This is a genomic window from Helcobacillus sp. ACRRO, from assembly GCF_022347125.1.
Lineage (GTDB): Bacteria > Actinomycetota > Actinomycetes > Actinomycetales > Dermabacteraceae > Helcobacillus > Helcobacillus massiliensis.
Genome location: NZ_JAKRNG010000012.1, coordinates 39,367 through 63,626, shown reverse-complemented (window position 1 = coordinate 63,626; position 24,260 = coordinate 39,367). Strand labels below are relative to the sequence as shown.

General features: G+C 69.5%; 20 protein-coding genes and 1 pseudogene. 20 read left to right on the top strand and 1 reads right to left on the bottom strand.

Going from position 1 to position 24,260, the window contains the following annotated elements; all coding sequences use genetic code 11:
- Nucleotides 1-3 precede the first annotated feature (3 nt).
- Entirely contained in the window at nt 4-942 is a 939-nt protein-coding gene (locus MHY20_RS06105; RefSeq protein WP_239375636.1) for a LysR family transcriptional regulator, read from the bottom strand.
- Between the two features lie 220 nt (nt 943-1,162).
- Here MHY20_RS06105 and MHY20_RS06100 point away from each other — a divergent pair, with 220 nt between their 5' ends.
- From MHY20_RS06100 to MHY20_RS11620, 20 genes and pseudogenes are all read left to right on the top strand, one after another.
- The gene (locus MHY20_RS06100) at nt 1,163-2,194 is read left to right on the top strand and encodes an ABC transporter substrate-binding protein (protein ID WP_239375635.1); all 1,032 of its coding nucleotides are present in this window, start codon (nt 1,163-1,165) and stop codon (nt 2,192-2,194) included.
- Nucleotides 2,191-3,186 (top strand): iron chelate uptake ABC transporter family permease subunit, encoded by a 996-nt coding sequence (locus tag MHY20_RS06095; RefSeq protein WP_239375634.1) that lies wholly within the window; start codon nt 2,191-2,193, stop codon nt 3,184-3,186. Before MHY20_RS06100 ends, MHY20_RS06095 begins: the two co-directional genes overlap by 4 nt.
- On the top strand, nt 3,179-4,240 hold the full coding sequence (locus tag MHY20_RS06090) for an iron chelate uptake ABC transporter family permease subunit (protein ID WP_239375632.1): 1,062 nt from the start codon (nt 3,179-3,181) through the stop codon (nt 4,238-4,240). The genes MHY20_RS06095 and MHY20_RS06090 overlap by 8 nt, the downstream gene beginning before the upstream one ends.
- Before the next feature lie 3 nt (nt 4,241-4,243).
- A complete protein-coding gene (locus MHY20_RS06085; protein ID WP_239375630.1) occupies nt 4,244-5,071 on the top strand; it encodes an ATP-binding cassette domain-containing protein in 828 nt (275 codons plus the stop codon).
- A 211-nt stretch (nt 5,072-5,282) separates the two neighbouring features.
- On the top strand, nt 5,283-7,055 hold the full coding sequence (locus MHY20_RS06080) for a polysaccharide biosynthesis tyrosine autokinase (RefSeq protein ID WP_239375629.1): 1,773 nt from the start codon (nt 5,283-5,285) through the stop codon (nt 7,053-7,055).
- Nucleotides 7,055-8,038: a glycosyltransferase gene (locus MHY20_RS06075; protein WP_239375628.1), complete on the top strand. Its 984-nt coding sequence runs from the start codon at nt 7,055-7,057 to the stop codon at nt 8,036-8,038. Before MHY20_RS06080 ends, MHY20_RS06075 begins: the two co-directional genes overlap by 1 nt.
- Nucleotide 8,039: 1 nt before the next feature.
- Nucleotides 8,040-9,167: a hypothetical protein gene (locus tag MHY20_RS06070; RefSeq protein ID WP_239375627.1), complete on the top strand. Its 1,128-nt coding sequence runs from the start codon at nt 8,040-8,042 to the stop codon at nt 9,165-9,167.
- Nucleotides 9,164-9,865 (top strand): acylneuraminate cytidylyltransferase family protein, encoded by a 702-nt coding sequence (locus MHY20_RS06065; RefSeq protein ID WP_239375626.1) that lies wholly within the window; start codon nt 9,164-9,166, stop codon nt 9,863-9,865. The genes MHY20_RS06070 and MHY20_RS06065 overlap by 4 nt, the downstream gene beginning before the upstream one ends.
- A complete protein-coding gene (locus tag MHY20_RS06060) occupies nt 9,862-12,111 on the top strand; it encodes an N-acetylneuraminate synthase family protein (RefSeq protein ID WP_239375625.1) in 2,250 nt (749 codons plus the stop codon). The genes MHY20_RS06065 and MHY20_RS06060 overlap by 4 nt, the downstream gene beginning before the upstream one ends.
- Nucleotides 12,108-13,217, top strand: a complete 1,110-nt coding sequence (locus tag MHY20_RS06055) for a glycosyltransferase (RefSeq protein WP_239375624.1) — start codon at nt 12,108-12,110, stop codon at nt 13,215-13,217. The genes MHY20_RS06060 and MHY20_RS06055 overlap by 4 nt, the downstream gene beginning before the upstream one ends.
- Nucleotides 13,218-13,234: 17 nt before the next feature.
- Nucleotides 13,235-14,479, top strand: a complete 1,245-nt coding sequence (locus MHY20_RS06050) for an ABC transporter permease (protein ID WP_239375623.1) — start codon at nt 13,235-13,237, stop codon at nt 14,477-14,479.
- A 5-nt stretch (nt 14,480-14,484) separates the two neighbouring features.
- The gene (locus tag MHY20_RS06045; RefSeq protein ID WP_239375621.1) at nt 14,485-14,829 is read left to right on the top strand and encodes a glycosyltransferase family A protein; all 345 of its coding nucleotides are present in this window, start codon (nt 14,485-14,487) and stop codon (nt 14,827-14,829) included.
- 565 nt (nt 14,830-15,394) lie between these two features.
- On the top strand, nt 15,395-16,489 hold the full coding sequence (locus tag MHY20_RS06040; protein WP_239375619.1) for a glycosyltransferase family 4 protein: 1,095 nt from the start codon (nt 15,395-15,397) through the stop codon (nt 16,487-16,489).
- 6 nt (nt 16,490-16,495) lie between these two features.
- Nucleotides 16,496-17,542: a glycosyltransferase family 4 protein gene (locus tag MHY20_RS06035; protein WP_183376740.1), complete on the top strand. Its 1,047-nt coding sequence runs from the start codon at nt 16,496-16,498 to the stop codon at nt 17,540-17,542.
- Nucleotides 17,535-19,658 (top strand): glycosyltransferase, encoded by a 2,124-nt coding sequence (locus tag MHY20_RS06030; protein WP_239375617.1) that lies wholly within the window; start codon nt 17,535-17,537, stop codon nt 19,656-19,658. The genes MHY20_RS06035 and MHY20_RS06030 overlap by 8 nt, the downstream gene beginning before the upstream one ends.
- A 31-nt stretch (nt 19,659-19,689) precedes the next feature.
- Entirely contained in the window at nt 19,690-20,751 is a 1,062-nt protein-coding gene (locus MHY20_RS06025) for an NAD(P)-dependent oxidoreductase (RefSeq protein ID WP_239375616.1), read from the top strand.
- Nucleotides 20,748-21,764 (top strand): glycosyltransferase, encoded by a 1,017-nt coding sequence (locus tag MHY20_RS11745; RefSeq protein WP_239375615.1) that lies wholly within the window; start codon nt 20,748-20,750, stop codon nt 21,762-21,764. Before MHY20_RS06025 ends, MHY20_RS11745 begins: the two co-directional genes overlap by 4 nt.
- A gap of 13 nt (nt 21,765-21,777) precedes the next feature.
- Complete coding sequence (locus tag MHY20_RS11625) at nt 21,778-22,314, top strand: acyltransferase (protein WP_183376748.1); 537 nt, start codon at nt 21,778-21,780, stop codon at nt 22,312-22,314.
- A gap of 74 nt (nt 22,315-22,388) precedes the next feature.
- Complete coding sequence (locus tag MHY20_RS06005; protein WP_239375614.1) at nt 22,389-23,855, top strand: sugar transferase; 1,467 nt, start codon at nt 22,389-22,391, stop codon at nt 23,853-23,855.
- Nucleotides 23,855-24,235 (top strand): annotated as a pseudogene (locus MHY20_RS11620) (VanZ family protein); the annotation flags it as partial. The gene MHY20_RS06005 and the pseudogene MHY20_RS11620, both read left to right, overlap by 1 nt.
- Nucleotides 24,236-24,260 lie beyond the last annotated feature (25 nt).

Genomic DNA, 24,260 nt, shown 5'->3' with positions numbered 1-24,260 from the left:
CCCTCAGGCCAGCGGTGACGCGGGCCCGCTGCAGGGGGAGATGGCGCTGCCGTGGTGGGCGGCCTGGTGGCAGAGGATGCCGGCGAATTCGCTGATCGCGGGGATCTTCATCGCGCCCGGGCGGTTCACGATGCCGATCGTGCGGGGCGGCACGCCGTCCACGGTCCGCACCACCACGTCGTGGTTCGGGGCGGACTCCAGTGAGACGTCGGACATCAGCGCGATGCCGGTGCCGTGCGCGATCAGACGCTGCACCACGGTGGAGTCGTCGGTGGAGTAGCGCACGCGAGGCGTGAAACCGGCGGCATCCGCAGCACACATCAGGTTCGCGCTGCAGCGCTCACAGCCGGCGATCCACTCGTCCTCCGCGAAGTCGGACAGCGACAGGTGCTCCTTCTGGGCCAGAGGGTGGTCCTTCGGCAGCACGAGCCGGACCTGGTCCTCCAGAATCGGGGTCCACTCCAGGCGGCCCTCGTCGTCGAGCTTCGTGTCGGGGTAGCGGAAGATCATCGCCACATCGATCGTGTTCGCCGCGATCCCCGCGATCGCCTCCGGCGGCTCCATCTCGTTGAAGCTGAGGGCGATGCCGGGGTGGCGCTCCGTCATCTCCGCCAGCGTGGGCGGCAGCAGCACCGCCGCGGCCGACGGGAACGTGGTGAAGCGGACCCGGCCCTTCTTCAGCGCCACGATGTCCTCCATCTCCGTGGTCGCCGCCTTCATCGTCTTCGCGATCTGGGCCGCGTGCACCGCCAGGCGCGTGCCCGCCTCGGTGGGGGTGACGCCGCCGGAGGAGCGCAGCAGCAGCTGCATGCCCGTCTCCTTCTCCAGCGCTGACAGGTGCTGGGAGACGGCGGGCTGGGTCCAGCCGAGTTCGCGCGCGGCGGCGCCGATGGAGTGGTTCTTCACAACGGTGTCGAAGATGAGCAGCCTGCGGGGATCCATGCCCGAAGCCTACTACCGGGCCCGTCGGCCGCTGAGGCCCCGCCGGGGCGCCGACGGATGCGGCTTTCCGCACACCTCGCCTTGCAAAAACCCCATTTACGCAACACCCAGGTTGCACAAACGTGTGACCTGTGGGCAGACTGATCCCGCGAACTGAGGTTCGCCTAACCAAACCACCACGACCGTGCTTTCCCAGCCGGCCCACAATCCCGGAGACCTCATGACCGACTTCCGCATCCGCGCCACCGCCTTCTCCCGCCGCTCCGTCCTGCGCACGGGCCTCGCCGGCGCAGCCGCCGCCGCTGTCACCGCCACCCTCGCCGCCTGCGGCAGCTCCTCCGCCGATTCCGGGAAATCCGACTCCGGGAAGTCCGGATCCGCCTCCGGCGGGACCGTCGAGGTCACCACCGCCCGCGGGAAGGCCACCGCCCCGAAGAACCCCGGCAAGGTCGCCGTGCTCGACATCAGCCTCGTGGACACCATGGTGGAGCTCGGCCTCACCGACAGCATCGTCGCCGTGCCGAAGAAGAACCTCCCGGAGCGCCTGAAGTCCCAGTTCTCCAGCGACAAGATCGTCGACACCGGCGCCCTGAAGGAACCGGACTTCGACTCCATCGCCCAGGCCGGCCCCGACCTCATCATGATCGCCGGCCGTTCCGCCGGCCTCTACGACCAGCTCACCCCCATTTCGAAGAACGTCCTCGACTTCACGGTCGACCCCAAGGACTTCCTGAAGAGCTTCACCACCACGACCGAACAGATCGGCGCGGTCTTCGGCAAGGAGAAGGAAGCGAAGAAGAAGATCGAGGAGATCGACGCTCGCGTCGAGGACATCAGGAAGAAGGCCGAGAAGCTCGACGGCACTACCGCCATCCTCATGGTCTCCGGCGGCAAGGTCAGCACCTACGCCCCCGGCTCCCGCTTCGGCGGCATCATCTACGACGCCCTCGGCTTCAAGCCGATGGTGGAGTCCACCAAGGACGCAGCCCACGGCGACACCATCTCCTTCGAGTTCATCGCCGAGAAGAACCCGGCCCGCGCATTCGTGGTGGACCGCGACGCCGCCATCGGCGACGAAGGCAAGGGAGCCAAGGCCGTCCTCGACAATGACGTGGTCAAGCGCGCCGACGCGTTCAAGAACGACTCCGTCGTGTACGTCGACTCCCACGCCTGGTACATCTCCAGCACCGGCATCGCCTCCCTCAACTCCATCCTGGATGACGCCGAGAAGGGCCTCGCAGCAGCCAAGTGACCGCCCGCGCCCTTCCCGTCGTCCCCCGGCGGGAGAGAACAGCGAACGCCGCCGCACTGATCGCCTGTGCGGCGGCTGTCGCCGTCCTCGCCGCCTGCTCCCTCGCCGTCGGCGTAGGACGCCTGTCCCTCTCCGACCCGGCCGCCTCCTGGGACCTGATCAGCCAGTCCCGCCTGCCGCGCACCGTCGCCCTCATCCTCGCCGGCGCCGCCATGGCGATCTGCGGCGTGGTCATGCAGATGCTGACCCGCAACCGCTTCGTGGAGCCCTCTACGGCCGGCACTACTGAATCCGCCGCATTCGGCCTGCTCATCGCCACCCTCGTGGCGCCCGGTCTGCCGATCTGGGCGAAGATGCTGTTCGGCACCGCCGCGGCGGTCGCGGGAACCGCCCTGTTCATCTCCATCCTGCGGGCGGTGCCGATGCGCAACGTCCTCATCGTCCCGCTGATCGGCCTCATGCTCGGCGGCATCATCTCCTCCGTCACCACCTTCATCGCCTACCAGGGCAACCTGTCCCAGGGCCTCGGCGCATGGATGAGCGCGGACCTCTCCGGGGTGGTCAAGGGCCGCTACGAGATGCTGTGGCTACTGGCGCTCGTGGTCATCGCCGTGTGGATCATGGCGGACCGCTTCACCGTCGCCGGCCTCGGCGAGGACTTCACCACGAACCTCGGCCTCAACCATCGCCGCGTCATGACGATCGGCCTCAGCCTGGTGGCCCTGGCCACCTCCGTTGTGGTGATCACCGTGGGCGCGATCCCGTTCCTCGGCCTGATCGTGCCGAACATCGTGGCCCTGTTCATCGGCGACAACATCCGCCGCGCCATCCCCTGGGTCGCGTTCCTCGGCTCCGGCATCGTGCTGGCCTGCGACATCGTCGGCCGCCTCGTCCGCTACCCCTACGAAGTGCCGCTCGGCGTGGTGATGGGCATCGCCGGGTCGCTGATCTTCCTCATCCTCCTGCTGAAGAGGAGCACCCCCGTTGACTGACTCCCGCTACGAGACCCGCTCCGCGGAGGTGGAGGGGCCGACGGATGCCGGCCTCGGATCCAGCCGCGCTCTGCGGCTCCCGTCGGCCCTGCGCAGCCTGCAGGCCCTCGGCCCGTGGGCCCGCATCGGCATCGCCGCCGCCCTAGCCGTCGTCCTGATCGGCGTGTTCCTGACCATCGACCTCGGCGGTGCGTGGCAGTACATCCTGCGCCGTCGGTCCATGACGGTGCTGACGATGGTGCTGGTGGGATCCGCGATCGGGATGGCGACCGTCGGCTTCCAGACCATCACCCACAACCGCATCCTCACCCCCTCCGTGATGGGCTTCGACGCCCTGTTCATGATGGTGGTGACGGTGACGATCGTGATGTTCGGCGCTGCCCGCATCCAGCAGGCGGAGGACTGGACAGTGTTCGCGATCCAAGCGGCCGTCATGATGATCGTCTCCACCGCTCTCTACGGGTGGCTGCTGATCGGGGCGAGGCGCGCCCTGCATGTGCTGCTGCTGGTCGGGATCATCCTCGGGGTGCTGCTGCGCTCCCTCATCAGCTTCATTCAGCGCCTGCTGGACCCCAACGAGTTCCAGGTGCTGGAGGACATGAGCTTCGCCAGCTTCAACCTCACCACCGTGCCCGCGCTCGCCACCGCCGCGGTGCTGCTCGGCATCGGGATCGCGGTGCTGCTGCGTCTGCACCGGGTGCTCGATGTGATGGCGCTGGGCCGCGACCTCGCCGTGGGCCTCGGCATCCCGTACCAGCGGATCCAGATGCTGGTGCTGATCGCGGTGACCCTGCTGGTGTCCGCGGCGACGGCGCTCGCGGGTCCCACCACGTTCTTCGGCCTGCTGGTCGCGCACATGGCGTACGCGACGGTCGCCTCCGAGAAGCACCGGCACACCCTGCCGATGGCGGCGGTGATGAGCGTGATCGCGCTCGTGGGCGGCCAGCTCATCCTCGAGCGCGTCCTCGGCTTCGCCACCGCCCTCAGCGTGGTGGTGGACTTCGCCGGCGGCCTGCTGTTCATCCTGCTGCTCATCCGCAAGAAAGGGCTGTGAGCCATGATCATCTGCGACGGCGTCACCAAGAGGTACGGCACCACCACCGTGGTGGACGATGTCCGCCTGCTGATCCAGACCGGCGGCCTCACCTCCATCATCGGCCCCAACGGCGCCGGCAAGTCCACCCTGCTGTCGATGATGGCGCGCCTGCTGACGATGGACGGCGGGCGCGTCAGCGTGGACGGCCTGGATGTTGCCGCGACGGATTCGGCGGTGCTGGCGCGGCGGCTCGCGATCCTGCGGCAGGACAACCACCTGGACATCCGCCTCACGGTGCGGGACCTGGTGGCGTTCGGCCGCTACCCCCACTCCAAGGGCCGCCCCACCATCGAGGACCGCGTGCACGTGGACCGCGCCCTGGACTACATGGACATGGGCCACCTGGCGGGCCGGTTCCTTGACGAGCTGTCCGGCGGTCAGCGCCAGCGGGCGTTCGTGGCGATGACGCTCGCCCAGGACACCGAGTACATCCTGCTCGACGAGCCGCTGAACAACCTCGACATGCCGCACGGCGTCGCGATGATGAGCGTGCTGCAGCGGGCGGCGAAGGAGCTCGGCAAGACCGTGGTGGTGGTCATCCACGACATCAACTTCGCCTCCGCCTATTCGGACCGCATCATCGCGATGCGGGAGGGCCGCGTGATCGAACAGGGGACGCCTGCCGAGATCGTGACGCCGCCGGTGATGCAGGAGGTGTACGGCCTCACCGTGGATGTGGTGGAGCACGGCGGTCACCCGTTCGCGCTGTACTTCCATGCGAGTGCCGTGCGCCCCACGGACGAGGCAGAAGCGGCGCCGAGCGGCCAAGAGACGGGTCGCGTGCGGTAAAGAAGGGGCCAATTCCTGGTCAGCTGTCGAGGCGGCCGACGGGACCGGAGCGGCCGGACCAGCTGAGACCGGCTCGGAGACCGTGCTGTGACCTTTGCGGTATCCGAATTGGTCGACCAAGCGGTAGATGCGTCGTACTGTTGGATGGTCTGCACTTGTGCAGTCGCTATTCTGACGGAGACGATCACATCTCGGAAACGACGGTACGCCAGTGACTATTGAAGACTTCTTCCGGCTTCTCCTGCGCAACGCGCTGCTGATCAGTCTGCTCACGCTGCTCGGCCTCGCGGGCGGCTACGCCTTCTCGTACACCAAGCCCACGGTCTACGAGGCGACGGCGCTCGGCTACGTGACCGCCCGCGTTGAGACGGACGCGAACGGGCAGGAGATCCCCATGGGGGGAAGCGTCCCCGCTGCCGGTGGGGACGCGGAGAAGTACGGAACCGCGCAGACCTATCTGCCGCTGTTCAACACCCCGACTGTCGGCCAGGCCGTCATCGACGATCTGGGCCTGCAGGGCACCAGCGCCCACGCGATCGCCTCGAACCTGACGGCATCGATCGACCCGAACGTTCCGATCATCACCGTGAAGGCGCGCGCCTCCTCCCCGCAGCGAGCCCAGGAGATCGCGAATTCGTCCATCACCGCCGTGAACCGCGAGGGCGCGTTCCTGCTCACCGGTGACCGCGACTCCAAGGACGCGCCGATGACCCTCATCTCGTATGAGGCGGCGGACGTCCCGAGCGCCCCCGTTGCGCCGAACCGGATGAAGTTCGCCGCGGCCGGTGCCGCCGCCGGTCTGGTGCTGGCGCTCGCGCTGTCCTGGCTGCGCAACCGCAACGACTCCCGCGTGCGCACCGTGGACGACATCAAGTCGAAGACCCCCGTCACGGCGCTCGGCGTGCTGCCGGACTCCCGCGACCTCACTCGTTCGAAGTCCGGGGAGCTGCCGGAGCCGAAGGAGTTCCACTCGAAGGAGGCGCTGCGCAAGCTGCGCACGAACCTCCGCTTCGCCAACGTGGACAACCCGCCGCGCTCCATCGTGGTGTCGTCGTCCGCGCCCGGTGAGGGCAAGTCGACCGTGGCGGCGAACCTGGCGCGCGTCATCGCCCGCTCCGGTGAGAAGGTCATCCTGATCGACGCCGACCTGCGCCGCCCCACGGTCGCGAAGGCGTTCCAGGTGGACGGCGCGGTTGGCCTGTCGCAGCTGATCGCCGGTTCCGTGGACCTCGAGGACGCGCTGCAGCCGTCGGGAGTGCGCGGCCTGTCCATCCTGCCGGCGGGCCAGATTCCGCCGAACCCGTCGGAGCTGCTGGGCTCCAACCGCATGGCGGACATCGTGTCGCGCCTGTCCGCGGACCACTTCGTGGTGATCGACGCCCCGCCGATCCTCGCCGTCACCGACGCTGTTCTGCTCAGCCGCCACACGGACGGCGCCCTGATCGTCGCGGTCCCGGGCCGCACCCGCGTGGAGGGGCTGAGCCGCTCCATCGAGTCGGTGCGCGCCGTCGGCGGCACCGTGCTCGGCGCGGTCATGAACCGTGCCTCCGGCAACCTCATCACCCGTCTCGCCTACGGTGACGCGGAGTACGGCTACTCGGCGTACGGCTACGCGGCGACCACGTACACGTACACGGAGGACCGCAAGGGCAACAAGGTGCGCCGCCGCAAGCGCAAGCTCGAGGAGGACCTCGAGGCGCCGGAGCACGGCATCGGTGAGGATGCGGAGATCCGCCCCGCCGGTGTGCCCGCGTCGGCCGCGATCGCTGCGGCGCCGGCAGCTGCCGCCAAGCCTGCTCCCGCGGCAGCGAGCCCCGCCCCTGCAGCCGAGCGCCCTGCGCCCGCAGCCGAGCGCCCTGCGCCGTCGGCGCCGGCCGCGACCGCTGTTCGGCCGACGGATGCTGACGAACCGGCGACCGGACCCGTGCGCCGCTCCCGCCTCGGCCGCCGCGCCCGCTCCCTCGGATCGAACGAGCAGAACTGATGGGCTCCTCGCGGCGCAGCGTCGGCGTCATCATCCCCAGCTACGGACCGCTCGATGACGCGGCCCGCGTGCTGGCTGACCTCGCCGACACCGCCCCGGCAGCACGGACCGCTCCAGCCGCCCCGCAGCGCATCCTCGTGATCGACGACGCCTTCCCCGGCGGCATCGACGAAAGCGTCCTGCCGGGCCGAGCCGAACTGATCCGCCGCGAGGAGAACGGCGGTTTCGGCGCCGCCGTCAACACGGGACTGCGCATCCTCGACGAGGACGGCATCGACCTCGCCCTCGTCCTCAACTCCGACCTGCAGCTCCCGCCGAACTTCCTCCCGGACCTGCTCGAGCACGCCGAACCGTGGCAGCCCGCCGTCATCGGCTGCCGCAACGAGACCGAGGACGGGCACAGCGGGTACGCCGCCCGGCACTTCCCGACCGTCGGCCACCAGGTGGTGGAATGGCTGCACCCCCTTGCCTCCCAGCGGCACCGACGGATCCTGCACACCGCCGTGGGCCACGACATGGACGCCGAAGCCGGCACCGGCATGATCCCCGTGGACTGGGTGAGCGGCGCCGTCATGCTGCTGCCCGTTGCCGAGGTGATGGCGGCCGGCGGCCTCGAGGAGGACTTCTTCATGTACACCGAAGAAGTGGACCTGCAGAAGCGCCTCGCGGAGCGCGGCATCGCCCGTCTCCTGGACGCCGACCTCACCGTGGTGCACGCCGGCGGCGGCAGTTCGGGCGGGGAGGAGCGCCGACGGGGCTGGCTGACCAGCGCCCGCGACCTGTACGCCGCGCGCCACCTCAGCACCCGTCGGCTCCGCGCCGGCCTCACCGCCGCCAGCGTCATCAACCTCGGCTGGAACAGTGCCCGCCGCGCCGCCGGCCGGGACGTGCGACCGCTGGAGAACTTCCGCTTCGAAATGGGCCTGCTGCGCACCGCGCGGGCCTTCACCGCTGAGCGCACCCGCACCGGAAGGACCCGCTGACATGATCCGCAAGCGCCGAGCAGAGACGACCCCGCGCCGCGCTCGCCACACGGGGCTCGCACACCCCGAGTCCCTCAGCGACTGGCAGCAGTGGCAGGACTCCCAGCGCCGCCTCCAGATCGCGAAGGCCGCCGTCACCGGCCGGATCAGGAACCGCGGCCGCGCCCCCGAAGCACCCGCCGCCCCGGCGCTCACCCTCACCGAACGCGCCGGCACCACGTCGGGACGCCTCCTGATCCCCATCGACACGCTTTCCGCGACCTCACTGAATGCCTGTCTGAGTGTCCTGCCGTATGTCTCAATGTCGGTGGCTGTGCTGCATCCTGCGGCGCTGGATCTCACGAGTGTCCTTGGCGCCGGTTTCGTCCAGCGAGCGCTGGACTGCCCGTCGGACCCCGATGTGGTAGCAGCGCAACTCGTCAACGATGCGCCCACCGCGGTTCTCACCACTTCCACGCACCTGGTTGCGGGCGCAGTTGCTGATGAGGTCAGTCGGCGTGCTGGAATCTCGCAGTACGTTGTGCAGCACGGCGCCCTCACCCCGTTTGCGCCGCCGCTGCCGCGGGAGGCGCATCTGCTCGCCTGGACCGATGCCGACGCCGACTTCTGGACCTCCTCCCGCAGCGACCTCACCGCCACCACGGTGGGCAGCCAGCACCTGTGGGAAGCCGCCCAGAACCCCCTCGAGGACGACATCGACGAACGCCCCGTGTTCCTCGGTCAGCTGCACGGCGCCGAACTGCCGCGCACCGTGTCCGGCGGCGCCGCCGTCCGCTTCTGCCGCTCCACCGGCGCCCTCTACCGCCCGCACCCGCGGGAGGAGGATGCCCTGTCCCGCGCCCAGCACTGGACGATGAAGAAGGCCGGCATCGAGTTCGCGGACACCAGCGTGCCCCTGTCGCAGGTGCCGAACCAGGTCGTCGCCGTGTTCTCCACCGGCGTCCTCGAAGCGTCCGTGCGCGGCATCCCCGGCTGGGTGTACGCCGAGCGGCCGCCCATGTGGGTGGTGGAGTTCTGGCGCCGCTACGGCATGGCCACGTGGGGGTCCTCGGAGCCGACGGCGCCCCCCGCGCTCATCGACGCCGAACCCGCGACCCTGATCGCCCCTGCCCTCGGCGGTGCCGCGTGAGCATCCTCGCCGTCATCCCCGCCCGCGGCGGATCCAAGGGGATCCCCCGCAAGAACCTCCTCGAAGTGGGCGGCCAGCCCCTCATCGCGTGGACCATCGCTCAGGCCATCGGCGCCGGTGAGGACGTCCACGTGGTCGTCTCCACGGAGGACGCCGAGATCGCGGAGGTCGCCGCCTCCTACGGCGCTCACATCATCGACCGTCCCGCGGAGCTCGCCGTGGACACCGCCCCCACCGAACCGGTGATCCTGCACGCCATGGACGAGGTGGAGAAGGACGGCATGGAGCTGGAGGGAGTGATGCTGCTTCAGGCCACCAGCCCCGTGCGGCACCCGGACACGATCCGCCGCGCCATCGACCAGTTCCGCACCACCGGCGCGGACAGCCTCGTGGGCGTGACGCCCCAGTCGCCGTTCTTCTGGCACCCGCCGACGGGGCAGGACCCGTCGGCCCGCGCCGACTACGACTGGCGCAACCGGCCCCGCCGACAGGACCTGCAGCCGCAGGAGATGTTCTACTTCGAGAACGGCAGCCTGTACCTGACGGCACCCCATATCTACCGTGACACCGGCAACCGCATCGGCGGCACGATCTCCCTCTTCATCCTCGACGAGGTCGAAGGCGTGGACATCGACACCATTGCCGACGTCGCAGCTGCCGAGCAGATGCTCGCCCGGATCGGATGGACACTCACATGATTCTCGACCGCTCAACCGCCCCCTACCTCGTAACCGACCAGGACTCGATCCTGGACGCACTGGCCCGCATCTCGGAGAACCGCAGCCGGGTCGTGTTCGTCGCCGATGAGCACGGCGCGGTGCAGGGGTCCCTGACCGACGGGGACGTGCGCCGCTGGCTTGTCACCCAGACCACTCCGGACCTGCAGCAGCCGGCTCTGTCCATCGCGAACCGCGACTTCGTGCACGCCCGCTACGGCACCCCGGTCCCGCAGATCGAGGCGCTGCTGCGCCCCGGGGTGGACCGCATCCCCGTGCTGGACGCCGCCGGCCGCCTCGTGTCCGTCGGCTCCGCCGGCGACGACACCCTCACCATCGGATCGCGCACCATCGGCCCGGGCCGCCCCGCCCTGATCATCGGCGAGATCGGCAACAACCATCAGGGCGATGTGGAGCTCGCCAAGCGCCTCGTGGACGAATGCGTCCGCGCCGGTGTGGACACGGTGAAGTTCCAGCTGCGGGACATGGCTTCGCTGTACCGCTCCGGCGGCGGCCACTCCCACGGGGAGGACCTCGGCCCGCAGTACACGATGAACCTGCTGGCGAAGTACTCCCTCAGCGCGGATGACATGTTCCGCGTGTTCGACCACTGCGCGGACCGCGGCGTGGACGCCATCTGCACTCCGTGGGACATCGTCTCCGCCGACGCTCTCGAACGCTACGGCCTGCCCGGTTACAAGATCGCCTCCGCGGACCTCACCAACGATGAGCTGCTCGGCCACGTGGCCGACTTCCATCGGCCGATGATCGTCTCCACCGGCATGTCCACGGAGCAGGAGATCACCGGCGCCGTCGACATCCTCCGCGGCCACGGCGCCCCCTACGCCCTGCTGCAGACCCAGTCCACGTACCCGGCGCCGTTCAAGGACGTGAACCTGAAGTACATGGACCGCCTCGCTGAGCTGGGGGACTGCCTCGTCGGCTACTCCGGGCATGAGCGCGGCTGGCACGTGCCCGTGGCGGCGGTGGCGCGCGGCGCCGCCATCATCGAGAAGCACGTCACGATCGACAAGTCCCTCGAGGGCAACGACCACAAGGTGTCGCTGCTCCCCGATGAACTGGAGCGCATGGTCCGCGAGATCCGCGACGTGGAGGAGGCGCTCGGCTCCGCGCAGCCGCGGGAGCTGTCCACCGGTGAGCTGATGAACCGCGTGAACCTCGCGAAGTCCCTGGTCGCGGCCCGTGACCTGCGCGCCGGTGACACGGTCACCGCCGCCGACGTCGACGTGAAGTCACCCGGGCGGGGCCTGCAGCCGAACCGTCGCGACGCCCTCATCGGCACCACCCTGCACCGTGACGTGCCCGCCGGGGACTTCTTCTACCCGGGTGATCTTGCCGGGCAGGCGCAGGAGCACCGCACGTACGCGTTCCGCCGCCCGTGGGGTCTGCCGGTGCGGTTCCACGACTTCCGGGACCTGCTGAAGGTGTCGGAGCCGGACTTCCTGGAGTTCCACCACTCCTCGAAGGACATGGACCTGGACCCGTTGGACTTCTTCGCCGCGGACGAGACGCTGCCGGGCTTCTTCACCGCCCACGCCCCCGACCTGTACGCCGGGGACTTCCTCATCAACCTCGCCTCCGATGACGAGGAGATCTTCGAGCGCTCCATCCGGGAGGTGCAGAAGGTCATCGACATGACCCGCGACATGCGCCGCTTCTTCCAGGTGAAGGACGACCCCATCGTCATCGTCACCATGGGCGGGTTCCTCCCGGACCGGCATGTGCGCCCCGAGGAGCGCATGCCGATGTATGAACGGATCCAGCAGGGCCTCGAGCGCGTGGACGAGGAGGGCGTGCGCCTGACCGCGCAGACCCTGCCGCCGTTCCCGTGGCTGATGGGCGGGCAGCAGTTCCACAACCTGTTCATGGATCCGGAAGACACCGTCTGGTTCTACGAGAAGTACGGCCGCCGCCTCACGTTCGATGTGTCCCATTCGAAGCTCGCCGCGAACTTCGCGCACCGCCCGTTCAGTGAGTACGTGGACGCGATGGTGCCGATCTCCGACCACCTGCACGTGGTGGACTCCGTCGGCGTGGACGGCGAGGGCGTCCAGGTCGGCGAGGGCGAGGTGGACTGGCGCGACTTCGCGGAGCGGATCGACCGCCTGAACCCGTCGGCCCCGTTCATCCCGGAGATCTGGATGGGCCACGTCAACAACGGCGAAGGCTTCTTCACGGCCCTGGACCGCCTGCAGCAGTGGATGTGAGGGGCACACCCGCGCCCGCCGCGCGTCCGCTCGTGCTGTGGGCGGCGCCGGTGGCGGAGGCCGGCGGGGCGGCGCGCCACCTGCTGGACGTCGCCCGCGCCGGCATTCCCGGCCACCGGCTCGTGTTCGCGGTGCCGGAGGGGCCGCTCGCCGGGCAGCTGCGCGCGGCGGGGGCCGCTGTGGTGACGGGCCCGATCGGGGCGGCCGACGGGGCACGCATCGCCGTCCCGGCGCTGCGCCGCATCGTGTCCGCGCTTCGCCCGCAGATCGTGCACACCCATTTGGCGTTCGCGGACCTCGCCGTCAGCGCCGCCACCGCCGGCATCGACGTGCGGCGCGTCTCGACGGAGCACGGCATCGCCGCGGACTCCCGCCTCTACCAGCGCTCCGCCGCCGCGGCCCGCGTGAAGGCGCGCCTGCACTCGGCGCGGCTGAGGCGAACGGACCACGTCATCGCGGTCAGCGAGTCCACCCGGAAGCAGATCCAGCGGCAATGGGGGAGCGGCGCCCCCATCACGGTGATCCGCAACGGCATTGACCGGCCGGGCTCGCCAGTCGCCCCGGCGGCGGGTCTGCGGATCCTGTCCCTGTCCCGCCTCGCCCCGGAGAAGCGCCTCGACTGTGTGCTGCGCGGCTTCGCCGAACTGCACCGCATCCACCCGGAGGCGCGGCTCACCCTCGCCGGGGACGGCCCCGAACGCGGCGCCTGCGCGGACCTCATCGCAAGCCTCGGACTCGATGACGCCGTCACCATGCCCGGCGTCGTCGACTCTGATTCAGCGCTTGCCGTCCATGACGTGGTGGTGCAGCTGTCCGCGTGGGAGAACCTGTCGTACACGCTGCTGGATGCCGCAGCCCGCGGGCTCGGCATCGTCGCCACCGATGTGGGCGGCAACGCGGAGATCACCGGCGGCGCCGGGCTGACCCAGGACCCGTCGGACGCCCCCGCGGTGGCCCGCGCCCTCCAGCAGCAGTGCCTGCAGCCGTCGGAGCGGCCCGCGCTCGCGGAGACGATTCCCTCCGTGCAGGGGATGGTGGAGCAGATCTCCGCCGTGTACCGTCGGGTCCTGACCGACCGGCCGATCAGGGAGGTGAGCCGCCGGTGACCCACGACCATCATCCCGTGCTTCCCGGACGCCGCGACCGCGCCGCCGAGACCGCCACCGCGGTGCGCGACCGCCTCGGCGAGTACGCCCGTGAGACCGGCAGCATCCGCATCGCCGAATTCGTGCTGTTCTTCCTGCTGATCTCCGGTCTCGGCCCGCTGGGCGGCGGGGTCTATTCGTACACCCTGATCGTGCCGGTGCTGTGCGTGCTCGCGTTCATGCGGCGGCCGCGCGTGGAGCTGAAGAACCAGGAGCTGCTGATCGCGGCGCTGATCCTGGCGATGCTGTACCTGTTCCTCGTGTCCATGTGGGGCGTGCAGGACGCTGCCATCGCGGCGGACTGGCAGGGCCGCCTCATCAAGTTCAGCGCCTTCACAGCGGCCCTGTTCTTCCTCGCCTCCGGGCGGATCGACCTGCGCTCCGGCATCGCCGGGATGACCACCGCGCTGGCCATCAACGTGCCCCTGTTCTTCATGGGGCTGGTGTCCGCGGACTACGGCAAGTACCTGACGGGCTGGCTGGGCGATAAGAACGTGGCGGGGCTGACGTACTGCATCGTCGGGCTGATGGCGCTGCACTACGTGAAGCGGCCGGGGCCGCGCGCCCTCACCTTCCTGTTCTTTACCGGTGCGCTGTGGCTGACGGGTTCGCGCACCTCGCTTGCGGCGTATGCGGCGGCGCTCGGCTGGGTGTTCCTCGCGCCGAAGCTGCCGGTGGTGGGCCGCTGGCTGCTCGCTGTCATCATCGCGTTCGTGGTGAACCGGATCTCGGAGGACTATTCGCAGGTCGGGGTGTTCTCCGATCGTGAGGGTTCGGACCTGCTGCGCGCCCGCATCGACGCCGCCTCCGAGCTGAAGGCGGAGGATGCGCGGTTCGTCGGCAACGGGCTCGGGGACGCGGTCGTGTCCATGGAGGGCAACACCTGGTTCTTCCACTCCTCGTATCTGACGGCGCTGGTGGAGGGCGGCTGGCCGTGGCTGATCTTCGTGGTGGCGGTCAGCGTGATCGTGATGGTGCAGCCGTTCCGGCAGCACCCCACCCCGGACGAGGTGTACGCGCAGGCGCTCGGCGTTGCCATCCTCGTCTGCGCGTGGCGTCTCGGCGAAGTGTTCTACACACCGATGTGGATGGTCGCGATGGCGTTCGCCATCTATGCGCAGCAGAAGGCGCGCATACAACGCGAGGTCAGCGACCCTGGGCCGGGCTGGGCGAGCAGCGAGCACGCTGCGGATCCAGCCGCCGAGCATGGAAGGGACGGGTGATCCTCATGAGCAACGCCATTGATGTCTCCGTGGTGGTCTGTGTGCGCAACGGAGCGGCCACGATTCAGCGACAATTGGACGCGCTTGATGCGCAGATCGAGCATCCGCCGTTCGAAGTGGTCGTTGTGGACAATGGGTCAGCCGACGGCACCGCTGACCTCGTTCGACAGTGGGTCGGCCAACCGGTGCATGCGGCCGAGCGGATCACCCTGGTGTCATCCGGCCCCGCACCGGGTATCCCTCACGCGCGCAATATCGGGTGCTCGAATGCTCGGGACGGGTCATCGCGTTCTGTGACGCCGACGATGCAGTGCGGCCGCACTGGGTGGCAGCGATGTCAGCGGCTGTGACAAGCAGAGAGTTGGTCGGCGGTCGCCTCGTTCTGTGGAACACGGCCGGCGAACGAGTCCACAAGGAATTCGGGTCGGGGTTGATCGCGACTTCCTACCTGCCCACAGTGGGCGCAGCGAACTGTGCGGTTGCACGGTCAACCCTTCTGGCTGTGGGCGGGTTCGATGAGTCCCTGCCTCCCTACGGGTTCGACGACGTTGACTTCTCCTGGCGTGTCCAGGAAGCGGGGTTCCCGCTGGTCTACGCACCTGGAGCCGAGGTGGACTTCACCCTTTCCGACACAGCCGCGAGTGTGCGCAAACGTTTCCTGCTGGGGCAGGGACGGGTTCTGATGGCTCACCGGTATCCGCGGTACGACTCATCGCGCTACACCCCATGGACCACTGTTCGTGAGCTTCTGCAGTCGGCCGGAGCTCTGGCATACGGCCTCGTCCGACATCGGTACCTCGACAGACAGACAGCATCGACGGTCGTCGAGAATGCGGGGCGCACATGCGCAGCCATGCGCCACCGTGTGACGGGTCTTCCTTCTTGTAGGCTGATTCCGGAGCAGGATCGGTGACGATGACGAGCGCCCCCACGATCGCGATCGCCGCGAACAACGGCGACATCGGCGGCGGTGAGGTCATGCTGCTGGCCATCGCCGAAGCGCTGCGGGAACTCGGTCACCGCCCTCTGGTCCTCGGGCCGACGGAGCCCTCCGAGATCATCGACGCCGCCGCTGACCGCGGATTCGCGACCCACGCGATCCCCTCGTCTTCTCGCCCCGCCTATATGGCCGGCCTCGCGCTGTGGCGTCTGCGGAACCGCCGCTCCGGGGGCCGGGCTCTGCCCCTGTGGTGCAACGGGCTCGTGCCGTCGCTCGCCACCGTTGGCCAGGGGCCCCGCCTGCTCGAACTGCATGCCCTGCCCGCCGGCGTCAACCGCTTCGCCGCTGCGGTGGCGCTGGCCGACTCCGCCCCGCTCGTGGTCCCGTCCCGCTTCATGAAGACACGTTTCCCGCGTGCCCGAGTGCTGTGGAACTGGGTGGAGGATCCCGGCTTCGCGCCGGCGCGGGACGGTGGCGCGGGAGAGCAGCCGAACGTGCCGGATCCCGGCGCACCCATTCGCATCGGCTTCCTCGGCCGGCTCACCCGCGACAAGGGCGTCGACGTCCTCCTGCACGCCTTCCGGACCGTCCAGCAGCAGAGCCCCCGCCCAGTCGAACTCGTGCTCGGCGGGGAGAACCGCTTCGGCACCAGCGAGGACGACCGCGTCATCCAGGGCCTCATCGACCACACCGAGGACGTGCGCGTCCTCGGCTGGGTGCCGCGCGAGGAGCTGTTCGCCCAGGTGGACCTGTGCGTGTTCCCCTCGAGGGCGGAGGAGACGTTCGGCCTCGTCGTCGCGGAGGCGATGGCGGCGGGGATGCCGTTCATCATCAGTGACGCGGGTGCTCTTCCAGAAGTGGCCGGTCCCGAGCACCCCTTCAGGGCACGAAACGGTAACGATTCCGACCTGGCGCGGGTTATCCTGAAGGCGATCGACGAGCTCGGCGATGACCATGCATCGCTTCTGCGCAGGGCCCGCCGGAGGTACGAGGAGGACTTCTCACCAGAGGCGGGCACCCGCCGGCTTCGAGAGCTCCTGACCGACCTGACATGGGCGAGGAGCGGCTGAGCGCCGATGACCCCCACACCGACCATCGCCATAGCGAGCAATGCCGGCACCATCAGCGGTGCGGAGACGATGCTGCTCGCCATCGCCGACGGCATGCGAGTCCTCGGCCACCGCCCCCTGGTGATCGGCCCCGCCTCCCCCTCCGAGCTCGTGGACCGCGCAGCCGCACACGGCTTCGACACCCACCCCGTGCCCGCCGCCACAACGCGCGCCTACCAGCGTGGGCTCGCCGCCTGGCGCCTGCGCAACCTCCGCATCCCCCTCTGGTGCAACGGCCCCGTGCCGGCCGCCGCCACCATCGGGATGGGGCGCCGCATCATTGAGATGCAGGACCTGCCGGTCACGATGTCCGGGGCCCAGGCGCGCATCGTCACCGTCGGAGCAGACCGCGTCATCGTCCCCTCCGCCTTCATGGCGGCCCGCATCCCCGGCGGCCACGTGATGATGAACTGGACGGAGGACCTGCCGTTCATGCCGCGGGAGCTGCCGGCCGACGGCCCCCTCACCCTCGGCTTCATGGGCCGCCTCACGCCCGAGAAGGGTCTCGATGTCCTCCTGGACGCCGTCCACATCCTGAACGACCGCCTCGGCGGCGACTACCGGCTCGTCATCGCCGGTGACGACATCGGCGACGACGCCGACTTCCGCTCCCTGCAGCGACAGCTGAGCGCCCTCGGTGACCGGGTGGAACTCGCCGGGCGCCTCAGCCGGGAGGAGTTCCGCACGCGCGTGGACCTCGCTGTGATCCCCTCAGTCGCACCCGAATCGTTCGGCCTGGTCGCGGCCGAAGCCCTCGCCATGGGTCTGCCGGTCGTCGTCTCCGACGCCGGCGCCCTGCCCGAGGTGATGGGGGAGATGCACCCGTGGATCGCCCGATCCGGTGACGCCTCCGCCCTCGCCGACGCCATCCGCGGCGCCGTCAGCGCCACCCCCGTCCAGCACACGGCGATGGTGCAGGAGGGCCGCGACCGCTGGGAGGAGATGTTCTCCCCGCGCGCCGGCCACCGCCGCCTCCGCCGCCTCCTCCTCAACCCCGGAATAGCGCATGTCTGATCCCACCGCACGAGCCGCCCACCGCGACCGCGTCGACGCGCCCGTCGCCTCCGTCATCGTCCCCTCCTACCGAGGCGCGGACCGCGTGCCCGCCCTCCTCGACTCCCTCGCGGCCCAGCAGGACGGCACGCCGCCGTTCGAGGTGATCGTGGTGGTCGACGGCGTGGACGACGGCACCCCCGCGATCGTCGATGCTGAGACCCGCATCGATGCCCGCGCTATCGTGTTCCCCGAGAACCGCGGACGGGTCGCCGCCCTGAACGCCGGCTTCGACGCCGCCCGCGGTGATGTCCTCATCCGCTGCGATGACGATCTCGTCGTCCCGCCCGGCTACATCAGTGCTCATGTCCGCGCCCACGCCGGGGAAGGGGAGTGCGCCGCGGTGGGCCTGACCCGCGACATCCACGACGACTCCGCTTACGCCCGCGCCTACGGCCGAGCCGCCGCCGTGGCCTCCGCTCGCCGCGCCGGCGCCCTTCCCGCGGACCAGCGCTGGACCCTGTGGGCCGCCAGCTGTTCCGTGCCCCGCGCCGTCCACGACCGTCTCGGCGGCTACTCCAGCGCGTACACCTCCTACGGATGGGAAGACATCGACTACGGGTGGCGCTTGCACGACGCCGGCATCCCCATCGTCATCGCCGGTGGAGCCGACGCCGAGCATCACGGGCCCGCCCGCTCCGCAGCGGCGCGGTCCGCGAAGGCGTTCGACTCCGGCAGCGCCCGCGCTCTGTTCCACCGGCGGCATCCGTCGGCCCCGCTGCCCACCCCGACCACCCCGCCGGGCCTGTGGGGAAGGGCTGTGGACCTCGCGGCCCGCACGATGCGCCGCGGCCCCGGCGCCCTGCCCGCAATGGCCGACCGCGCAGCCCGCGTTCTGCCCGCGCCGGTCGCGCGCAAAGTCATCGCCGTCAGTGTGGAGGGCGCCGCCCTCGCCGGCCATCGGCATGCTGAGCGCACCGCCCTGGCAACCACCGATCACGCCAGGGCCCGCCGCCCCCGCATCGCCATCGCCCACGACTACCTCACCCAGCGCGGCGGCGCCGAACGCCTCGTGCTGTCGATCGTGCGCGCCTTCCCCGACGCCGAGGTCCACACCCTCTTCTACGAACCGGACCAGACCTACCCCGAATACCGCGACGTCAGGATCCGCACCTCCCCGCTGAACCGCATCGGGCTGTTCCGCCGCGATCCGCGCCTGGCCCTGCCGCTGCTCGCACCGGCCGCCTCCGCCCTGCGGATCGACGCCGACCTCGTCATCGCCTCCTCCTCCGGCTGGGCGCACGCGTTCGGCCGCACCGGGCGCATGGCCGTGTACTGCCACAGCCCGGCTCGCTGGCTGTACGTCGCCAAGGACTACCTCGGCTCCGCCGGCCGCCTCTCCCCGCAGCGCCTCGCCCTCGCCGTCCTCACCGCCCCGCTGAAGGCGTGGGACCAGCGCGCCGCCCGCGCCGCGGACACCTACCGCGGCAACTCCACCGTGGTGCGCGAGCGCATCCGCCGCGTCTACGGCATCGACGCCCCCACCCTGTTCCCGCCGTTCTCCCCGTCCGTCGCCGACGGTGAGCAGACTATGCCCGCCGGCGTCACCGGCTGGGGTGAGGACGGCGGCCACTACCTCGTGGTGTCCCGCCTGCAGCCCTACAAGCACGTGGACCGCGTCATCGCGGCGTTCCGCGACACTCCGGAGCGCCGCCTCATCGTGATCGGCCGCGGCCCCCTCCGCGACCAGCTGCGCTCCGACGCGCCCGCGAACGTACGCCTCCTCGAAGACCTCACCGACGCCGAGATGCGCTGGGCATACGCCCACGCCCGCGCCCTCATCGCCGCCAGTCACGAGGACTTCGGCCTCACCCCCCTCGAAGCGGGAGCGCACGGCATCCCCACCATCGCGCTGCGCGCCGGCGGCTATCTCGATACGATCCGCGAAGGCACCAACGGCCTCTTCTTCGAGGAGCCGACCCCCACCGCCATCCGCGACGCCGTGGACCGGTTCGAGCAGCACCCGCCGTTCGGGGTCGACGGGATCCGCGCCCACGCCGAGACCTTCTCCGAAGAGCGGTTCATCCGCGAACTCCACAGACTCGCCGACCAGCTCGCCCCCTCCAGCACCCCCTGACCAGAGAATCAGACCGACAGAAGGAACAGCTATGCACATTGCGATCACCGGAGGCGCCGGCTTCATCGGCCGTCACGTTGCCGCCCAGCTCGTCGATGCAGGGCACACCGTCATCGCCCTGGACAGTCTGCTCGACCAGGTCCACGCAGACCCCATGGCTGATGCTGATGCCTTTCCCGGCAGGGTCGTGAAGGGGGACATCCTCGACGAGTCAGCCTGGGCTGAGCTCGGTGAAGCGGAAGGGCTCATCCACCTGGCGGCGGAGACCGGTACCGGCCAGTCCATGTACGAACAGGACCGGTACCGGCGCGTGAACGTGGACGGCACTCGGCGGGCAGCGCAGTTCGCCGTGGAGCACGACATCCCGATCGTGTCCCTGAGCTCTCGTGCCGTGTATGGCGAGGGCCGCACATTGTGGCCCGACCGGGGGATCGTCTTCGGCGAGCGCCGGGGCCCCGGCGCCGTCGCCGAGGCCTCCCGGGAGAGCGATGAGCACCACCCAGTCTCCGTGTACGGTGAGACCAAGTCGGAGGCGGAGGCAGTCCTCTCCAAGACCACCGCGAACCGCGTCCCTTCCGCGATCATCCGCCCCCAGAACGTCATCGGGTACGGCCAGGCCCTCCATAACCCGTACACCGGCGTACTCGCGGCGTTCCTGGCCCGCCTGCGTGAGGGCCGGGCGATCTCCATCTATGGTGACGGTCTGCAGACACGGGACTTCGTCCACGTGAGCGATGTGGCCCGGGTGATCGCCTGGGCACTGCAGCACTGCGCCGACACCGGGGAGGGCATTGTGGTCAACACCGGAAGCGGCGAGCGCATCACTCTGTTGGACCTCGCCCATTTCGCCATCGACGCCTCTGGGCGCACCGACGTAGCGATCGAACACGTGGATGTGGAGCGCGCCGGCGACATCCAGGATGCGGCTGCTGACCTCACCCGTCTGCGCGAGCTCGGCGGTCCGATGCCCGCTGTGAGCCCCCGGGACGCGGTCGCCGACTTCATCCAGTCGTCCTGGCAGCAGCCCGGTGCTGACTCGACGGTGTGGGATGATGCGCTCGATGAACTGCAGGACAAGGGGCTCACCTCGTGAGAGGGGCACGACTGCTGATCCTCAGCCCCGCCTTCCACGACTACGATCGGGCGTTCAGCGCCGCATTCGAGCAGCTGGGCTACCAGGTCATGGTGCACCTCTATGACCACAACGCCACTGTCGCAGCGAAGGCGCGAACCAAGCTCCTGCACGAACTCCCGGAGAGGCTCGGAAGGGACACCACCGAACAGCGCACGCGAGCTATCACCGACTCGGCGATCCGTGCGATCCGTTCTGTGAAGCCTCAGGCTGTCCTCGTGATCAAAGGGGACGTCCTCGCCGACGATGTCTGGTCGGAGCTGGACGCCATGGGGATCCCCCGGGCACTTTGGCTCTATGACGAACTCCGCCGTACCCGGTGGGACCGCAGCGCCCTTGCCGGCATCCCCTTTGTGGCGAGCTACTCCGCTCACGACACCGATGAGCTGCGGGAAGCGGGGATGAACGCCCATCATGTGCCGTTGGGGTTCGACCATCTGATGCAGGTGCGGCCGGCAGGTACTCGGACGGGGGAGTTCACCTTCATTGGTGCGCGGTATCCGAACCGGGAGACGGTGATGACCCGCCTCGCCGATGCGGGGATCCCCGTGCGGGTCTACGGCCGTGACTGGTCCAAGGACCCCCGTGATGTGCTGCGGACCTGGGGCTCTTCCCGCCCTGCCCTGCCATGGGGACGCGATCTCCGGCGCGCTGACGCCTACCAGGTGATGCGGGACGGTGCGGCGACCCTGAACATCCACGGCGACCAGGACGGCTTCACCATGCGCACCTTCGAAGCGTGCGGTGTGGGAGCCGTTCAGATCATCGACCGAGCGGACGTCGAGGGCCTGTACGAACCGGGCCGCGAACTGCTGGTCGCCAGCAGTGCAGACGAAGCAGTGGATCAGGCGCAGCGCATCGTCACCGACCCCTCCTGGGCCCGCACGATCAGAGAAGCCGGCGAGCGCCGGACCCTTGCCGAGCACACCCTTGTCCACCGAGCCGAACAGCTCGCCGCCGCATTCACCTGCTGAGAAGGGGGCCACGATGTCCGCTCTGATGAACCGTCTGGTCAATGCACCCGCATCACTGCGCTGGCACACAGGTGCACTGCTGACCCGCGCCCTGTACAGACGCGCCTTCGCCGCCATTGGGGAAGGAACGGTCATCGCTTCCCCACGGCGTCTCACCGGAACCGATCGCATCAGCATCGGATCGCGCGGGGCCGTCTACGAAGGTGTATGGCTCGGAAGTGAGGGGGCCCCCTTGCGGATCGGGGATGACGTGTACATCGGGCATGACGTCCACATCCACGCACTCAGTCCGGTGACGATCGGGAACAGATGCATGTTTGCCGATGGGGTCTTCATCAACAGTGGTGACCACGACCGCAGGGATCGTTCTCAAGTGCGTCCCACAGGCCCCATCACCATCGGCGACGGAGTCTTCCTCGGTCAGCGTGTCATCGTCCTCGGCGGCGTCACCATCGGTGCGGGAGCAACCGTCGGCGCCGGTGCGGTGGTGACCCGCGACGTCCCCGCCGGCGCTGTGGTGGCTGGAGTTCCTGCGCGCCCGATCGGCTGATTCCCCACGGCCTCGACCACACGGTAGGGTAAAGCGTGCGAAACGACGTGATGACGACCGAGGAGGAGGTGCTGATGAGCACGGTCGACGCGACTCGCGCCGCCACAGTGCAGCCGACCGCCTCACGGGGTCGCTGCATCTACCGCATCGTCCAGGTCACCGCCGACCTGCTCGGCCTCGGCCTTGCCCTCGTCATCGCCTATCTCATCCGCCAGTCCGTCCCCGGTGTGGAGCACGCCAACGACCTCTCCAACCATCTTGGGGACGGTGTGTGGGCGCTCGCCCTCGGATGGCTCATCGCCATCGCGCTGATGGGCGGCTACAACCCCCGCTTCGCCACCACCGGCACCGAGATCTACTCCGCGATCCTGCGCGCCACCGTGGTGGCCGCCGGCTTCTCCGGCATCGCCCTGTTCCTCACCGGGCAGCCGCTGAGCCGCGTGTTCTTCACGATCTTCTTCATGATCGGGCCGGTGTTCCTCCTGGCCAGCCGGTTCGTGATCCGCCGCGTCATCAACGGGATGCGCGCCCGTGGACACCTGCAGTCCCGCGTGGTGCTGGTCGGATCCCTGCCGCACGTGGATGCGATCGCCCGCACCATCACCCGCGAGACCTGGCTCGGGTATGACATCGTCGGCGCCATCACTCCACCGCACGACCCGCGCCGCCGCTCCCGCCTCGGCATCGACGCCCTCGGCACCACCGACCACCTCGCCGACATCGTCCGCGAGCACCGCCCCTCCGTGCTGCTGTTCACCGCCGGCTCCATGATGACCAGCGACGAGTTCCGCCGCATCGCCTGGGACCTCGAAGCGTTCGACCTCGACGTCATCGTGGTGCCGGGCATGAGTGAGATCGCAGCGGACCGCGTCATGATGCGCCCCGTTGCGGGCCTGCCGCTCGTGCACCTGGAGCCGCCGCGCGCCCGCGCCTCCCTCAGCTGGTCCAAGCGCGCCTTCGACATCGTCTCCACCGCCGCCGGCCTGATCCTCATCTCCCCGCTGCTGCTCGCCATCGCGCTCGCGGTGAAGCTCGGCGACGGCGGTCCCGTCCTCTTCACCCAGCAGCGCGTGGGCCGCGACGGGCAGCTGTTCAGCTTCCTGAAGTTCCGCTCCATGGTGCCGGACGCGGAGAAGGTGCGCGCCCAGATGCTGGAGAACGCCGACCGCGACCGCGGCAACGCCGTCATGTTCAAGATGGCCGACGATCCGCGCATCACCCGCGTGGGCCGTGTTCTGCGCCGCTACTCACTGGATGAGCTGCCGCAGCTGTGGAACGTGCTGCGCGGCGACATGTCCCTCATCGGGCCGCGCCCCGCCCTGCCCAGCGAGGTCGAGTCGTACCACGACGATGCGCACCGGCGCCTGTCGGTGCGGCCCGGCATCACCGGCCTGTGGCAGGTCAGCGGCCGCTCCGACCTCTCCTGGGACGAGACGGTCCGCCTCGACCTGTTCTACGTGGACAACTGGTCGTTCGCACAGGACATGTCGATCCTGGTCCGCACGGTCCGCGCTGTCATCGCCTCCGAAGGGGCGTACTGATGAGCACCCGGCCCGCCTCCCTGAGCGCCCGCCTGCGCATTCTCGGCGCGCTCATTCTGCTCGCGACCGTCGTCGCCGTCGGCTCGCTCCTCACCACGGCGGACGGCTGGGGCGTGAACCGGCTGAACGTCGCCGTCTGGCAGGCACTGCTGGGGCCCGTCGGCCTCACTCGGTTCATCACCCCGGAGGCCTTCGCCGCTCTCATGAACATCGTGCTGTTCATCCCGATCGGCTTCGCCCTCCATCTGCTGATCCGCACCCGCTGGTGGATCCTCGCCCTCGCGATGGCGTCCATCGCGGTCGAGACGTATCAGTTCTCCATGGGCACCCGCATCGCCAGCATCGGCGACGTCGTCACCAACACCCTCGGCGGCGCCATCGGCGTCCTCACCGGCCGGGCGGTGG

What these genes read in the sequence shown, in the direction of transcription:
- MHY20_RS06105 (WP_239375636.1), bottom strand. Translation starts at nt 942, where the DNA reads ATGGATCCCCGCAGGCTGCTCATCTTCGACACCGTTGTGAAGAACCAC.
- MHY20_RS06100 (WP_239375635.1), top strand. Translation starts at nt 1,163, where the DNA reads ATGACCGACTTCCGCATCCGCGCCACCGCCTTCTCCCGCCGCTCCGTC.
- MHY20_RS06085 (WP_239375630.1), top strand. Translation starts at nt 4,244, where the DNA reads ATGATCATCTGCGACGGCGTCACCAAGAGGTACGGCACCACCACCGTG.
- MHY20_RS06075 (WP_239375628.1), top strand. Translation starts at nt 7,055, where the DNA reads ATGGGCTCCTCGCGGCGCAGCGTCGGCGTCATCATCCCCAGCTACGGA.
- MHY20_RS06070 (WP_239375627.1), top strand. Translation starts at nt 8,040, where the DNA reads ATGATCCGCAAGCGCCGAGCAGAGACGACCCCGCGCCGCGCTCGCCAC.
- MHY20_RS06060 (WP_239375625.1), top strand. Translation starts at nt 9,862, where the DNA reads ATGATTCTCGACCGCTCAACCGCCCCCTACCTCGTAACCGACCAGGAC.
- MHY20_RS06045 (WP_239375621.1), top strand. Translation starts at nt 14,485, where the DNA reads ATGAGCAACGCCATTGATGTCTCCGTGGTGGTCTGTGTGCGCAACGGA.
- MHY20_RS06040 (WP_239375619.1), top strand. Translation starts at nt 15,395, where the DNA reads ATGACGAGCGCCCCCACGATCGCGATCGCCGCGAACAACGGCGACATC.
- MHY20_RS06035 (WP_183376740.1), top strand. Translation starts at nt 16,496, where the DNA reads ATGACCCCCACACCGACCATCGCCATAGCGAGCAATGCCGGCACCATC.
- MHY20_RS06030 (WP_239375617.1), top strand. Translation starts at nt 17,535, where the DNA reads ATGTCTGATCCCACCGCACGAGCCGCCCACCGCGACCGCGTCGACGCG.
- MHY20_RS06025 (WP_239375616.1), top strand. Translation starts at nt 19,690, where the DNA reads ATGCACATTGCGATCACCGGAGGCGCCGGCTTCATCGGCCGTCACGTT.
- MHY20_RS11625 (WP_183376748.1), top strand. Translation starts at nt 21,778, where the DNA reads ATGTCCGCTCTGATGAACCGTCTGGTCAATGCACCCGCATCACTGCGC.
- MHY20_RS06005 (WP_239375614.1), top strand. Translation starts at nt 22,389, where the DNA reads ATGAGCACGGTCGACGCGACTCGCGCCGCCACAGTGCAGCCGACCGCC.